Source organism: Vreelandella gomseomensis, from assembly GCF_031451645.1.
GTDB lineage: Bacteria > Pseudomonadota > Gammaproteobacteria > Pseudomonadales > Halomonadaceae > Vreelandella > Vreelandella gomseomensis.
On the sequence record NZ_JARWAI010000009.1, the window covers coordinates 143,238 to 158,399 of the forward strand.

13 protein-coding genes and 1 pseudogene are annotated in these 15,162 nt (G+C 58.3%); 5 read left to right on the top strand and 9 right to left on the bottom strand.

What is annotated here, in order from left to right:
- Positions 1-15 precede the first annotated feature (15 nt).
- The 3 genes from QC815_RS12985 to aguA all read left to right on the top strand — a co-directional run bounded on the left by QC815_RS12985 (position 16) and on the right by aguA (position 3,964).
- A complete protein-coding gene (locus QC815_RS12985) occupies positions 16-1,416 on the top strand; it encodes an aminotransferase (RefSeq protein WP_422828723.1) in 1,401 nt (466 codons plus the stop codon).
- Between the two features lie 74 nt (positions 1,417-1,490).
- On the top strand, positions 1,491-2,837 hold the full coding sequence (locus tag QC815_RS12990) for a Na+/H+ antiporter NhaC family protein (RefSeq protein ID WP_310540169.1): 1,347 nt from the start codon (positions 1,491-1,493) through the stop codon (positions 2,835-2,837).
- On the top strand, positions 2,834-3,964 hold the full coding sequence (gene aguA, locus QC815_RS12995) for an agmatine deiminase (protein WP_310540171.1): 1,131 nt from the start codon (positions 2,834-2,836) through the stop codon (positions 3,962-3,964). The genes QC815_RS12990 and aguA overlap by 4 nt, the downstream gene beginning before the upstream one ends.
- A gap of 70 nt (positions 3,965-4,034) precedes the next feature.
- Here aguA and QC815_RS13000 read toward each other — a convergent pair whose 3' ends face one another.
- The gene (locus tag QC815_RS13000; RefSeq protein WP_310540173.1) at positions 4,035-5,153 is read right to left on the bottom strand and encodes an alkene reductase; all 1,119 of its coding nucleotides are present in this window, start codon (positions 5,151-5,153) and stop codon (positions 4,035-4,037) included.
- 185 nt (positions 5,154-5,338) lie between these two features.
- On the opposite strand from QC815_RS13000, the gene QC815_RS13005 reads away from it, so the two are divergent.
- A complete protein-coding gene (locus QC815_RS13005) occupies positions 5,339-6,094 on the top strand; it encodes a FadR/GntR family transcriptional regulator (RefSeq protein WP_310540175.1) in 756 nt (251 codons plus the stop codon).
- Here the strand turns inward: QC815_RS13005 and QC815_RS13010 are convergent.
- The 8 genes and pseudogenes from QC815_RS13010 to QC815_RS13045 form a co-directional block, all read right to left on the bottom strand.
- Complete coding sequence (locus tag QC815_RS13010; RefSeq protein ID WP_310540177.1) at positions 6,091-7,359, bottom strand: allantoate amidohydrolase; 1,269 nt, start codon at positions 7,357-7,359, stop codon at positions 6,091-6,093. The genes QC815_RS13005 and QC815_RS13010 overlap by 4 nt on opposite strands.
- Positions 7,360-7,380: 21 nt before the next feature.
- Positions 7,381-8,082: a DUF1028 domain-containing protein gene (locus tag QC815_RS13015; protein WP_230445791.1), complete on the bottom strand. Its 702-nt coding sequence runs from the start codon at positions 8,080-8,082 to the stop codon at positions 7,381-7,383.
- A gap of 11 nt (positions 8,083-8,093) precedes the next feature.
- Positions 8,094-9,488, bottom strand: a complete 1,395-nt coding sequence (locus tag QC815_RS13020; protein ID WP_230445792.1) for a YfcC family protein — start codon at positions 9,486-9,488, stop codon at positions 8,094-8,096.
- A gap of 173 nt (positions 9,489-9,661) precedes the next feature.
- Positions 9,662-10,033, bottom strand: coding sequence for a hypothetical protein (locus tag QC815_RS13025; RefSeq protein ID WP_230445793.1), 372 nt, complete (start codon positions 10,031-10,033; stop codon positions 9,662-9,664).
- A 120-nt stretch (positions 10,034-10,153) separates the two neighbouring features.
- Complete coding sequence (locus tag QC815_RS13030) at positions 10,154-11,347, bottom strand: M24 family metallopeptidase (RefSeq protein WP_310540180.1); 1,194 nt, start codon at positions 11,345-11,347, stop codon at positions 10,154-10,156.
- 57 nt (positions 11,348-11,404) lie between these two features.
- A complete protein-coding gene (locus tag QC815_RS13035; RefSeq protein WP_230445795.1) occupies positions 11,405-12,088 on the bottom strand; it encodes a transglycosylase SLT domain-containing protein in 684 nt (227 codons plus the stop codon).
- A 57-nt stretch (positions 12,089-12,145) separates the two neighbouring features.
- The gene (locus tag QC815_RS13040; RefSeq protein WP_310540252.1) at positions 12,146-13,198 is read right to left on the bottom strand and encodes an aminotransferase-like domain-containing protein; all 1,053 of its coding nucleotides are present in this window, start codon (positions 13,196-13,198) and stop codon (positions 12,146-12,148) included.
- Between the two features lie 129 nt (positions 13,199-13,327).
- Positions 13,328-13,564: pseudogene (locus QC815_RS13045) on the bottom strand (GntR family transcriptional regulator); the annotation flags it as partial.
- A gap of 139 nt (positions 13,565-13,703) precedes the next feature.
- Between QC815_RS13045 and QC815_RS13050 the strand changes: the two are divergent.
- Complete coding sequence (locus tag QC815_RS13050; protein WP_310540182.1) at positions 13,704-15,155, top strand: NAD-dependent succinate-semialdehyde dehydrogenase; 1,452 nt, start codon at positions 13,704-13,706, stop codon at positions 15,153-15,155.
- Positions 15,156-15,162: the final 7 nt, after the last annotated feature.

Here is a 15,162-nt window from a genome sequence, read left to right on the forward strand (position 1 = left end):
AGCGAGGGCATAATGATGGCTCAGCAGCAGGCGCAAGCCTCTTACGACGCGCAAGACCTTTGGCAAAAAGATAGAAATCACTTTGTCCACCCCTTTACCGACTTCAGTGTGTTCCACGAAAACGGCTGTGACTTAATTACCGACAGTGATGGTATCTATGTCGAAGATGCACACGGCAACCGCTTTATCGATGGGATTGCCGGACTGTGGTGTGTCAATGTGGGCCACGGCCGTGCCGAAATTGGCCAGGCGATGGCCGAGCAAGCCACACGCATGGCCTACTTTTCCACTTTTAACAATCTCTCCAATGCCCCGGCCACCGAGCTGGCGGCCAAGCTCGCAGAGCTTGCGCCTGCCCACTTGAACCATGTGTTTTATAGCTGCGGTGGGTCAACGGCAAACGATGCCACCATCCGGCTTGTGCATTACTACTTCAATCGCTTGGGCAAGCCTTCAAAAAAGCGGATCTTGTCGCGCACAAATGCCTACCACGGCACCACCTACATGGCGGCGAGCCTGACCGGTATCGCCAGCAATAACTGGCAGTTCGATACGCTTGATCTGGTGACCCATCTGAGCGAAGCCAACTGCTATCGCCGTCCAGAGGGGATGAGTGAGGCCGAATATTGTGATCACTTGACCGACGAGCTCGAACAGACCATTGACCGGCTAGGGGCGGATAACATAGCGGCCTTTATTGCTGAGCCCATTATGGGTGCGGGCGGCGTATTGGTGGCACCTCAGGGTTACCACTCCCGTGTGCAGGCCATATGCCGTGCCAACGATATTTTGTTCATTGCCGATGAAGTGGTGACGGGCTTTGGTCGTTTAGGGCACTTCTTTGCTTCAGAAGCCGTGTTTGAGACCCAGCCCGATATTATCAATGTGGCGAAAGGGCTTTCATCTGGGTATGCCCCATTAGGTGCAACGCTGATATCTGACGCTCTTTATGAGGTATTAAGTACCCCTCAAGGCCCCGGTGGGGTATTGAGCACCGGCTTCACCTATTCCGGGCATCCCGTTAGCTGTGCTGCAGCGTTAAAAAATATCGAAATCATTGAGCGTGAAGGCATTTGTGAAAATGTTCTAGATGTTGGCCCTTATCTTGAGTCACAGCTCAAAACGCTCGCCTCTCATGAAACGGTAGGCGATATACGTGGCAGCCATTTCATGATGGCGATTGAAAATGTGGCAGATAAAACGACCAAGGAGTTGCTCCCAGTGGAAGCTCGCGTGGGTGACCGCGTGGCCGCTGAAGCACAGAAGCGAGGCTTAATAATTCGACCCGTCGGCCATCTCAATATCATTTCTCCGCCCTTGATCTGGACACGCCAGGTCGTGGACGAAGTCGTAGCGATTCTTGATGACGCTTTTGCCGCCACCACGCGCTCACTTAAAGCGGATGGTTGCCTATAAACACAGCTATTTGGGACGGGCCTTAGCGCCCGTCTTGAGTAGTGACCTACTACAACGATAAAGGGGAATAACCAATGGAAGAGTATGGAGTTTTAAGCCTTATACCCACGCTAGTGGTTTTAGTCATGGCGATTATTACCAAGCGTACGATTGAGTCCCTTCTGGCAGGCGCTCTGGTAGGTTTATTAATGTTTCAACCCCTCAATGTCATTACCCAAGGGTCGGATATACTGCTATCGGTATTGGGTAATGACACGGTGACGTGGATTATTCTGGTGTGCGGGCTATTTGGTAGCTTAATTGCCTTGCTGGTAAAAACGGGCGGTGTGTTAAGTTTTGGTGATGCCGTTACCCGACGCATACATACCCGTCGACAAAGCTTGTTAGCGACGTGGGGGCTGGGACTAATCATTTTTGTCGATGACTATCTCAATGCGCTGACCATTAGCGCTTCCATGAAGAAAGTGACCGATCGCTTTAACATATCTCGTGAGAAATTGGCCTATATCGTCGATTCCACCGCAGCGCCCATCTGTATTCTCGTACCGTTTTCCACCTGGGCCGTGTTCTTTGCCGGTTTGCTGGAAGAGAACAATATCGCTGGTAACGGCATGGGGCTGTACATCCAGGCCATACCGTTTATGTTTTACGCCTGGATAGCGGCGGCGTTGGTGCCCTTGGTGGCATTGGGCATTATCCCCAACCTTGGCCCGATGCGAGCAGCTGAGGCCCGCGCTGAAGCTGGGCAGCCGCAACCGGATGGCGCTGACGACAGCGCGCTGGAAATAGAAGATACAGACAAGAAACGCCCTCATCTGCTCAACTTTCTGCTTCCCATTGCGACGCTGATTTTCTTCACTTGGTATTTTGAAATTGATGTGCTGCGCGGCGTGATTGTGGCGCTTGCAGTCACGCTAGTGCTTATCGCGGCGCAGCGGCTATTAAGCTTTAACGATACGTTTGATACCGCGCTGGATGGTTTCAAAGCCATGATTATGCCACTCGGCACGCTGGTGGCTGGGTTTGTGCTTAAGGAGGTCAATGACCTGCTTGGCTTAACCAACTATGTGATCGAGAGTGTTCAACCTTTAATGACCGCGGGTATGCTACCGGCGGTTGTCTTCGTCACCATGGCCTTTCTCGCTTTTGCGACCGCCTCCTTCTGGGGACTGTTTGCCGTGGCGATGCCTATCGTATTACCGCTTGCCAGTAGTATGGATGCGCATATGCCGCTCGTGGTGGGGGCTTTAATCTCCGCCAGTGCCTTTGGCAGCCACGCCTGCTTTTACGGTGATTCGACCGTCCTGTCTGCCCAGGGGGCGGGGTGTACGCCAATGGCTCATGCCTTAACGCAGCTCCCCTATGTCTTAATAGCCGCTGTCGTGGCAACGGGCTTCTTTATAGTGGTGGGGAATATATGAAACACGCGACGACCTTTCCTACAACGGCCACCGACTCTCTGGCGCGTGAGCTAACACCCAAAGCATTGGGCTTTTCAATGCCGGCGGAGTTTGCGCCTCATGCAGCCTGCTGGATGCTGTGGCCACAGCGCCCCGATACATGGCGCTACGGTGCGAAGCCCGCACAACAAGCCTTTGTGGATGTGGCCGTGGCGATTGCCGAGAGCGAGACGGTCTTCGTGGGTGTCAACGATGAGCAGTATGAAAATGCCCGCAATCAGTTGCCTGCGCATATTCGGGTGGTTGAGTTGTCCAGCAATGATGCCTGGATGCGCGATGTCGGGCCCACCTTCATTACCCATCCCGATGGGCGACTCGCCATGGTGGACTGGGAGTTCAATGCCTGGGGTGGGTTGAAGGAGGGGCTCTACTTCCCATGGGATAAGGATAAGCGGATTCGTTGTAAAATCAGTGAGATGCTGGGTATTCAACGATTCGAGGCCCCGCTCGTATTAGAAGGAGGAGCCATTCATGTGGATGGTGAAGGTACGCTCATCACCACGGAAGAGTGCTTGCTGAATCCTAACCGTAACCCGGAGATGAACCGCGCCACGATCGAACACTGGCTGCAGGAGTATTTAGGCGTCAGTCACATCATCTGGTTACCGCGTGGCTGTTATCTCGACGAGACCGATGGCCACGTGGACAACCTGTGCTGCTTTATTGCGCCTGGCCATGTGGCGCTAACGTGGTGTGAGGATGAGCAGGATCCCCAGGGCGCTATTTGTCGGGAAGCATTGCGTGTGCTGGAAAACGCCACGGATGCTCAAGGTAGGCGGCTCACTATCCATAAACTGCCCCAGCCAGGCCCGCTCCATATTGCCGACGATGAGGCCAGTGGGATTGATCGCCTGAACAGCTCGCATCCCCGCTTACCTGGGGATCGCATGGCGGGCTCATACGTCAATTTTTATATTAGTAATTCGGTCATAGTAATGCCCTTGCTGGATCCTCGTTACGATGAACAGGCCAAAGGCATTCTATCCCGGTTATTTCCCACGAAGAGGGTGATCGGCGTTACGGCAAGGGAAATACTGCTTGGCGGCGGGAACATTCACTGTATCACTCAGCAGCAACCACGCGTGTAGCGTTTCGCAGGAAAAACGTCCTGTTCAGCCACAGGCTGAACAGGGCGCGGGGGAAAACTACCTTTAGCTGTTACTGGATGCGATCGTAACCGTTATCCATAAACGGATAGTCGGTATAGCCCTTTTCGTCGCCGCCGTAGAACGTCTCGTGGTCGGGCTCGGAGAGCGGCGCATTGACCCGGAAACGCTCGGGCAAGTCCGGGTTGGCGATGTAAGGGCGCCCAAAGGCCACCGTGTCGGTGGTGTTTTCGCGGATGCGTGTTTCCGCATGGTCGGCGTCATAGTTGCCGCAGTACATCAGGCTACCACTGAAGCGCTCACGCATCTGCTTGCGGAAGCCTGCTGGAAACTGAATGTCGCCGCCGGCCCAGTTGGGCTCATTGAGGTGCAGGTAGGCAAGGCCGCGCTTGGAAAGCTGATCGGCCATGTAAAACGCCATGGCTTCCGGCTCATCGTCGGTCAGGCCAAACAGTTCGATAAACGGGGTCATGCGAATGCCGACCCGGTCGGCGCCGTAAACGTCAATGACGGCGTCGACCACTTCCAGCGGGAAGCGCGCCCGATTTTCCAGCGAGCCGCCGTACTGGTCGGTACGCTGGTTGGTGCCTGTGGCAAGGAACTGGTTCAGCAGGTAGGCGTTGGCCGCGTGGACCTCGACCATGTCAAAACCTGCCCGCTTGGCGCGCTCAGCTGCCTGGCGATAGTCTTCCACAATACCCGGGAGCTCGTCGGTTTCAAGCGCCCTGGGCGTGCTGGTGGGATGCTGACCGGCGGTGCCGTCTTCAAACTCGACGAAGCACTGGGCGCCTTCGCCTTTCAGCGCGCTGGGCGCGACCGGCTGCTGGCCGTTGGGTTGAACCATTTCATGGGAAACACGCCCAACGTGCCATAGCTGCAACGCCATACGGCCACCTTTGGCGTGCACCGCATCAACCACGTTTTTCCAGCCGGCTTCCTGCTCGTCGGTCCAGATACCGGGGGTATACACATAGCCACGGGCGGTGGGGGAAATGTTGGTCGCTTCACTGATAATCAGCCCGGCCCCGGCGCGCTGGCCGTAATAGGCTTCCTGCATCTTGCCCGGCACGCTGTCCGGGGTTCGTGCCCGGGTAAGCGGCGCCATGATCACGCGATTGGGGATCGACAGGCTGCCCAACTGCGTGGCAGTGAAAAGCGTTTCGTAAGCCATCAAACAAGCTCCTTTTGAACTCTGTGATTGAGTAGTGGCGGACAGAATAGACCAGTTTACTAGTAAGTGCCAATCTCATCTCACTTTGAACTCGTAGATGCCTAACGCTGGCGCAATGTCTAGACCTCACAGCGCATTGGCTCTGTTACCCTAGACACCTTAATAAATAGGCAGTGATCGAGAGCATGGTAAAAAAAGCATCACCACGGCGCCCCTATCAAGTGGCCGAAACGATTAAATGCTGGATCGTGGATCGTAATCTGAAACCGGGAGACCGGCTTCCCAGTGAAGCAGAACTCATTGAAACCCTGAACGTATCGAAAGGGACGGTGCGCGAAAGTACCCGGGTATTGGAAGCTCAGGGGCTGGTAGAGACGCGTACTGGCCCGGGTGGTGGTGCCTTTGTTAAGGCAATGAGCGATGAAAAGGCAGTGTCTTTATTAAGTAATTATTTATTTTTTAAAGACATTTCGATCCAGGATATTTATCAGATCCGCCTGGCGCTGGAACCTGAGTTGGCCGCTTCGTTAGCCGGCAAGGTCAGCGCAGAAGACATGGTGCGCTTGCGCGAGAGTCTGCACAGCTATGCCACACCGTGTGAAGACAGCGAAACCGAAAGGCAGCAGCACCTCGACTCGCTGAACTTTCATTTGATGCTCGCGGAACTGGCGGGTGGTAATCAGCTGCTCACTTTTATCATTCGCTTTACGATTCAAATTTTGTCAGACCTGACGATTTATCACCGTCTCTATGAGCCCGTTACCCACGATCTGGGCCAAACGGGCTGCCGCTATCACGCCGAAATATTGGATGCCATAGAACTGGGAGACGCTGACAGCGCCTTTCGAATAATGCGCGAGCACATGCTGGACGCCCAGCGAGTCATGAACCACCAGGAAGCCCAGGTCAGGCGCGCTTTCCTGCCGGAGTTATTGGCCTAACGGCATCTCGAGGGATCAAGCTGCTGCAGAAACTCCATCATGACCCGCACAGCCACTTCCCCATCATCGGCTGAAATATGTTCGTCGGGATGATGGCTCAAGCCCTCTTTGCAGCGCACGAACAGCATGCCGATATCAGTGACATCCTGCATGGCCAAGCCATCATGCCCGGCACCGCTAAACATTCGCTCGGTGGGCTGCTCCAAGGTCGCGCAGGCTTGCTCCAGGCCACGCATTATCCACTCGGCGCAGTGGGCGCCGTCGGCGCGATAGGTGTTGTCCATGGAAAGTGTCAGTCCTCTTCGCTCAGCCACTTCGTGCAGGGCGGCCCGAATCGTCTCATGGCCCTGTTGTCTAGTTTCCGACTGCGGGGAGCGAAGCTCGATTGTAAAGGTGACCGAAGCGGGAATCACATTCACCGCATTGGGGTGGACATCCAACTGCCCGACGACGCCGACCAGCCCCTCCGTGGCTTGCAGAACCCTGTCCACGGCCAGCACCATGTCGGATGCCCCCACCAAGGCGTCGTGGCGACCGGGCATGGGGGTCGTGCCCGCATGCCCCGCCTTGCCGCTCACCGTTACCTGATGACGTTCAATGCCCGTGAGCGAGGTGACAATGCCGACGGCATGATCACGCTGCTCCAATCGAGGGCCTTGTTCGATATGCACTTCCACAAAGCCCAGCGTATTGGCAGGATCACGGGCCAGAGCAGGAATGCCATCTGGTTCAACGCCAAAGCTGCGCAGCGCCTCCCTTAAAGAAATCCCCTGCTTGTCGCGTGCCTCAAGTTGCTGCGATTCAGTGGTGCCGGCGAGCGCACGGCTGCCGACCAGCGTGGTGGGAAAGCGCACGCCTTCTTCATCACCAAAGGCCACGACTTCCACCCCATAAGGCAGCGTGACGCCAGCATGGCGAAGGGTTTCCAACGCGACGAGAGGCACCGCGATACCCAGCATGCCGTCATACTTGCCGCCTTCAACGACCGAGTCCTGATGAGACCCCATGATCAATGTCGGCTCGCCGGACAATGCTTTAGGGCAGCGGCCGACCAGGTTGCCCGCTGCATCCAGTTCGGGGGTGAGCCCGGCGCGGGTCATCCATTGCTCAATGAGCGGTAGCACCTGGCGATGTTCGGTCGAGCAGAACAGGCGCGTGACGCCAGCACCGGGTTGCGAATATTGGGCGGCTTCGTCCAGGCGGTTCAAGAGATACTGCCCGATCTTGCCTTCAGCGAAGGTGGCGTGTGGGGGTTGTTGAGACATAAAAACTCCATCGTAACGCCATCAGCGTAGCGGTAGCTGTTGCCAGAACGCTTGAAAGTCGTCTGCTCTGAAACGTGCTTCAAGCGCTCTTAGCGACGCGATGACGTCGTCGGACCAGTCGACCCGAAGGTCGGTGGGCGCGTGTAAAAAGGATTCGATACGAAGCGCGGCCGAGCGTGTGCCTCGGGCGTCGCCCCCCTCATCGAGCGCAGCCTCAAGCGCGGAGAGTAAATGGCCGAGCAGTTGCTGCGCGTGATCGGCAGGAAACTGAGGGGCTGCGTCGTTTTGCAGGACAGCCTGGCTATTGAGCGTGCTGACGTGAATGAAACGCTGCGCCAACAAGGCGACCACGTCTCGGCTATGCAGCATATTGCCGACGGCGGCAACGCCGGGGTAAAGATTAGCCGCGATCTCGGGAAGGTTAGCAGCGCCGGTATGCACATCGGCTCGCCCGTCGCTATCCATCACTAAACACTGGCGATGCTCAGGATGGTCGTCGCCACGGGTGGCGGCATGCAACGCCTGGGACGCCGAAGCACCGTTACGGAGTGCCTCGTAAATCGTTGCGGGGTACCAGGGGTTGGTATAGCGCCCCTGGGTGACGCACGCCCCAAGGCCGCGCCAGCAATGATGCACATAGCCACCCACCGCCACGCCACCCGTTGCGGTGAGCGTGGCCACGGTGCCCGTTTCAGGATGAACGTGAACCAGTGAAAGCGTCATAAGATCACTGATCAGTAGCCTGCGTAGTGGCCAATGATCAAGCCGACCCAAGCCAGTAAGTAGACCACGACCATGAAGGGCAGAATGGCTTTTAACCACTGCGCATAGGAAACGCGGCCAAGGGCCAGCATCGCCAGTGTACCGCCTGAGGTAGGCACGATCAGGTTGGTCAAGCCGTCGCCGACCTGGAAAGCCGTGATCATTAACTGACGGCTCATGCCCACCAGATCAGCCACAGGAATCAGAATCGGCATGGTGACCAACGCCTGCCCGGAACCCGAGGGCACGAACAGGTTGATAACGCCCTGGACGACACTGGCACCAATCGCCGAGAACAGCGGGGGAATGTTGTCGATCAAGGCGCTCAGCGAGTTAACGATGGTGTCAATAATCACCGCCTGCTCCAGGATAACCTGAATAGAGGCCGCGACCCCGATCACCAGTGCGCCAGCGGTGACACCCGCTGCCCCTTCCATCATCTGTTTGACTATACCGTTGGCCGAAAGGCCGTTGAGCGCCCCGATAATGATCGCCAACAACAGGAAGGTGGCGGCGATCTCATTGATATACCAGCCGCGGGTAAAGACGCCGATCAACATGCCAATCAGGCCAGCCACAAAGACCCCAATGGTCAAGATGTTGCGCTTGGTCAGGCGGTACTCGCTTAGCGGCTTGCTTAATGCTTCGGCGTTGTCCGGCTCTTCAAAGTCCATCTTGACGACGCGTTTGCAGATATACAGCGACAGCAGGGCGAGCGATGAAACCACCATCAAGGTACGCAGCCAGGCGCCCGAAAACGTGGGCAACTCGGCAATACCTTGCGCCACGCCGACGGTATACGGGTTGATCGGCGAGAGCGCGAAACCGATACCGATGCCGCCCACCGCCATTGTGGTACCTACCAGGCTCGAGCACCCAATGGCGCTGGCAATGAGCACAGCAATGGGGACGAGGGCGATATTATTCTCAAAACCCACCGCAACACCGAAAAAACCGTAAATGAAGGTGCCAACGGTAATGATCATGTTGCGGCGTTCGATCCCGACGCGGTGAACCGCAACGCCGATGGCGTTTTCGAGGGCACCGGTCTTTTGCAGGATGTGAAACAGACCGCCAGCGATAAAGACGATAAAGAGATATTGCGAGGCAGAAATAAGGCCTTCCGGTATCGCCACAAAAATATTAAAGGGCGACATGGCGGCCACGTCGTTTAGATATCTGAACGAGTCGGCGATGACGACGGTTTGTCCGTCCTCGGTCGTTCGCTCAAACTCACCGGGCGGGATAATGAAGGTCAGCAGATAGGTCGCGACCAGTATCATGAAGATCAGCACCATCGGGTCCGGGACCGTTTGGTACCATTTTTTGTGCGGACGGGTTGCCGCCGCCGTGTTGTGTTCTGTCATGAGAAACCCCTTGCGTATCGTGTGTCGCAGCGTGGTGCTCGTTGGTGGCACCTTACATTCAATTTATCATGATAAATTAAGCGGTCAAGTAAGCGGCGACAAGCAGACGTAGCAACGCACCACCCGGGAAGTGGGGCGTTTCAAGTCAGAACGAAGGAGATGAAACTAAATAGCTAGCCGCGCTGCCACGGCCAGCGGCGTTTAACCGGGGTATCGATGTGCTGGAGCGCGGCGGTCAGTGGCAGCATGATCGCGGCGAGCTGGCGGTGGCAGACGGCGCTGCTGAGCACCCCGGGGCACTGTCTGAGCAACAGCTCGCACTGCTGCGAGGCGATATATAGCTGTTCGGTAACGGCGGGGGCAAACAACGGTTTTGCCTGTTGGCAGCAGTGGGTGAGCTCGCGGGATAGCATCGAGAGCATGCCGGTATCCAGCCAGCAGGGCAGCGGGTCGTCCAGGCGTCCGGCAATCGAGTTCTGGATCGCTTCGAACGAGGTGCGAAGAAACACGATGGTCTGGCGAAGCTGCCGCTGCTCACTGTTCATGGTGCTAACCTGGCGTCGTCACAAAGGATCAAATACAAAAGAGAGTATTTCTCATTTTCATCTTTGTGACGATAGCGCCAGACAATCGAACTGTCAATGCAGCGGCTATGAGAGCGCCTCTCAGGGCGTGTCCGCCGCCTGATACAGCTGCCAGTCGTTAGTGGTTATCGGCTGGCCGCCCTGCTCGGTCACCACGACGGTGTCGCTAATTCCAACGCCCCATTGACCGGGAAGGCGCAGGCAGAGGGGCAGATGAAAGACCATGTTGGCTTCAAACGGGCGCATCTGCCCCTTGGCGATATAGCCGGTGACTTCCACCCAGCTGGGCGGAAACTGCGCGCCCACGGCGTAGCCAAACACGCCTGAAAAGAACAACCGGTCACGCTGCGGGTCGAGTAACGCATCGGCGGCACGGGCGGCGTCGTCAAAGGTGTTGCCCGGTCGCATGGCGTCACACAGCGTCTCGAACAGCGCGCGACACAGGTCGCGGGTCGCCGCATGGGCTTGGCTGGGAGTTCCCGTGACGGCGGTACGCATCATGGGGGCGGTATAGCGCTGATAAGCGGCGCCGAATTCCAAAAAGACCGGCTCATTGGGCTGAATGATATGGCGCTTATGATTGACGTGAATCACCCCGATACGCGGCCCGCTGGTGACAATGGGCTGCAGGCTCATGAACTCGCTGCCGTTGGCGAGCAAGGCCTGGGCGCCGGCGGAGGCGATGTCGTTATCGGTCATGCCGGGGCGAATCACCTGGATGGCCGCGTCCAATCCAGCGGCGGTAATGCGCGCGCTTTCTTTCAGCATCTCGAGTTCGGCGGGACGTTTGACGATCCGGATGGCGTCGAGTACCCCACCGGCTTCGCTGAACCGCTGGCGGCCGATGGTTTGCGAAAGCGCCTCCATCACGCCGACGCGCAGCCCGCTGCCCCAGCCATCGATGCCGATCTGCTGGCAGGGCGCCAGCAGATCCGCCAGCGGCGTGATGATGTCATCCAGGTTTTCCCAGCGGTAGCCGATGATCTCATCCACCAGCGCGGTCGCCACGGCAGCCCCCGTCTCGATCGAGGCGACCTGAAGGACTAATCGCTCCGGCGTGCAGACCAGGCAGGCATGCACCGAGACTTCGAAGGTGTGGTAGCCGGTCAGGTAATTGATATCGGCCGGGTCGGTGAGCAGCAGGGCGTCATACCCTTGCTGGACCATGGCGTGGCGCACCTTGTCCAGGCGCGCGCGGTATTCCGAAGGCGCAAAGGGCAGCTCGCTTTGGGCGAGCGATTCGGCAAGGGTTTCGCGGTAGTGGTGGTAGTCCATGACATCCTCCCGGGGTGGCTTGGGACAGTATAGGTGCCCGCTACCGCATGACGCCCGTTAACCGGTACGACAGAACGGCCATACCTGATAAAACTTGCGGCACTGGAATTCCGCTTCGCAGCTGTTGAGCTGCGACTGGTAACGGTTGGCGCGGGCCGCCACTTGCCGGCCGGCACTCAACACATGAGGCTTGCCGCGGTAGGTGCCACGCTGGTAGCCCCCTGCGCCCTCATGGTAGGCGTAGTAAAGGTGCTCGGGGTTATTGAGCGAAATGCCGGTCTGCTCACGCGTGCGCTGGTTGTACCAGCCGATGAAGTCGGTGGCGTGTTTCATGTGGGTGCGCCGGGCAAACAGGCCGCCGGCCTGGTCTTCGTATTCACCCCATACCGGATCCTGGGCCTGGGCGTAACCCTTGGCGGAAGAAGGCCGAGGGCCAGGAATGAAGCCCAGGTAATATTTGCGGTCCGGACGAACATGGCTGCGAAACGATGATTCCTGCTGGATAAACGACATCTGCGTGGCGATCGGCGTGCCCCAGGTATCCTCTGATTCAAGTGCGTAGTCGTACCAGCTAGGCTGCTCGCGGAAAATCTCGCAGATGTTGCTTTGATCCTCGGGCGGGTTGGGCGCGAAGGTGGCGCAGCCGGAAAGTAGTAGCACCACACCCAGCGTCGCCCATCGGCGAAGGGGAACGAAAGCGGAAGAAGCGCTAACGGAAAAACAATCAACAGGGCGACGCATGACAAGTCCTTGTGGATAAGTGCTGATAACGACAGCAGTAAGCGGTGTGGCCCGGGCCTAGCGCAGTAGCGCTTCCAAGCAACGGCGCAGGCGCTGGGCCTCGCGCGATAGCGTTTCACCGGACAGCATGCCCACCCCCAGCACCAGGCCAACGCGCGGATCGTGGCGGGCACACACCGGGCTCAGCGGGCGCACGATCAAGTGTTCTTTCAGCAGTGCCTGGGCGATCTGCACGTCATCGACGGGCGGTTCGAACTCAACGCACAGGCTGATGGCGTTGCTCGGTGGCGAGACCCGGCGCACCGACGGCAGCGAGCACAGCTGGTCGTGCAGAACCTGCTGGCGGCCCAGGTAATCGCGCTGAATGCGCCGACACCAGGCGTCGAGATCACCGTCGAAAATGAACTGCGCCAGTACTGCCTGGTCGAGCATGCGGCCTTCGCGAAACAGTTCGCTGCGCAGGCGGTTCATCGGCCCCGCCAGATGATGGGGCACCACCAGATATCCCAGCCGCAGCCCTGGAAACATCATCTTGGAAAACGAGCCGACCAGCAAGTGGCGGGGTGATTGCGGGTCGAACAACAGGTTGGTGTGGTCGTCGCGGTCAAATTCGTAGTCGTCTTCCACCACGTAGTCGGGCGACAGGGCATCGCACAGGCGCTGCTTGTCAGTCGCACTGGTGACCACGCTGAGCGGGTAGTGCTGCGAGCCGGTCAGGTAGGCCAGCGCGGCTTTCCTGGGGGCATTGGGTAACACATGCCCCTGGCCGGGGTGCCAGGGCACCATGTCGATGTCGAGTCCTGCGGCGGTAAACACGTTGCGCGCGCCCCAGTAGCAGGGCGACTCCATGGCGACGGTGTCGCCCACATCCGCCAGCGCCACCGCGCAGAGTTCGATGCCGTTATGGGTGCCGTCGGTGATGATGATCTGTTCGGTGTCGCAGCGAATGTGCCGCCAGCGTTCCAGAAACTCCTTGATGGCGCGCTTTAACGGCCCATAGCCGCCGGTAGAGTAAGACAGCAGCAGGGCATTTTGCGGCACCGTGACGCTGGCATACAGCTGGCGCCATTTGCGCATCGGGAATTGGGCGATATCGGGGATGCCTGGCACGAAAGCGCCGCTTTGGATCGTGCTCGCACCTGACCAGCGCAGCACTCGTTGGGCACGCTTTGATAACTGGACACTTGTTGGTGAAGGGGTAGTGGAAACCTTCGTCCTGCAGCTCCAAGTACCCCGGCCATGGGACGTAGTAAGCAAGCCTTCTTTCAGCAGCGTCGCTACTGCCAGAGATAGCGTATGCCGAGCAACGCCCAAGGCTAACGCAAGCTGCCGGTGGGACGGCAGGCGAGTTTGGTCCGGCCACTCTTGGGTGATCGTGTGCCTAAGAGCCTGCTCTATGCGTACTTGTTTACTCAAGCGTTCAGGTTGCTTTGCATAGCGTTTTACAAGTTGTTGTAAAGCTGACTGGCCATCCATTTTATTCTCTCAACGCCACAGTGCTCTCCATTCTTTCAGTAAAACAGAAAATTGGTCTGGTTGAACAAAAAAGTGGTGCATTCGCCTGTAACCACATTGCTGCTAGCGTGCACTTATTGTTGTTAACTAGGAGAACACCATGAGCTTTATCGAACAGTGGTTACACGATGCCGTTCCTGCCTTGGTGGGCGGTGAATGGCGCACGGGCCAGACCACCTTCACGGTGGATAACCCTGCCACCGGCGACAGCATTGCCCGGGTGGCCGATATTGGCGCTGACGATGCCCGCGATGCCGTGGCGGCGGCCTACGACGCCGGCCCCGCCTGGCGTGCCACGCCGGTCAAGCAGCGCGCGGCACTGCTGCGTCGCTGGTTTGAGCTGATCAATGCGCACGCCGACGACCTGGCCCGCCTGATGACGTTGGAGCAGGGCAAGCCGCTGGCGGAAGCCAAGGGCGAAGTCGCCTACGGCGCCTCCTTTATCGAGTTCTTCGCCGAAGAAGCCAAGCGCATGGCCGGGGAAACCCTGCCCAGCCACGGTGCCGACAAGCGCCTGCTGGTGCTGCGCGAGCCGGTAGGCGTGGTCGCGGCGATCACCCCGTGGAACTTTCCGCTGGCGATGATCACCCGCAAGTGCGCCCCGGCCCTGGCCGCCGGCTGCACCGTGGTGATCAAGCCCGCCGAAGCCACGCCGCTCACGGCCCTTGCTGCGGCTTACCTGGCGCTGGAAGCGGGGTTGCCCGCGGGCACTATCAACGTGATTACCGCCTCAAAACCGGCTGAGGTGGGCGATGTGCTGACCACGGATTCGCGGGTACGCAAAGTCTCGTTTACCGGCTCGACTCCGGTGGGTAAGCACTTGCTCGCCCAGTGCGCCAGCACGGTGAAGAAAACCGCCATGGAGCTGGGCGGCAACGCGCCTTTCATCGTCTTTGACGACGCCGATGTGGATGCCGCCGTGGATGGCGCCATTGCCTCCAAATTCCGTAACGCCGGTCAGACCTGTGTATGCACCAACCGGTTTCTGGTACAGGACGGCATTTACGACGCCTTCGTCGCCAAGCTGACCGAGCGCGTGAACGCGCTGAATGTCGGCGACGGCCTGACCGAAGGCAGCGTGATCGGCCCGCTGATCAATCAGGCGGCGGTAGACAAAGTTCAGCGACATGTGGACGACGCCCAAGGCAAGGGCGCACGCCTTATGTGCGGTGGCAAAATCCACGCTGCCGGTGAGCGCTTCTACACGCCCACGGTGCTGGCCGACGTCACCACCCAGATGGCCGTCACCGACGAAGAGACATTCGGCCCCGTGGCGCCGGTGTTCCGCTTCAAGCAGGACGAAGAGGCCATCCAGATGGCCAACGACACGCCGTTCGGTCTGGCCGCCTACTTCTATGCCACCGACTACCGCCGCATCTGGCGTACCATGGAGCAGCTGGAGTACGGCATGGTCGGCGTCAACGAAGGGCTGATCTCCACTGAGTTGGCGCCGTTTGGCGGCGTGAAAGAGTCCGGGCTGGGCCGCGAAGGCTCACATCACGGGTTGGATGAGTTTACTGAACTGAAATACGTCTGCGTTGGCGGCCTGTAAAGAGAAC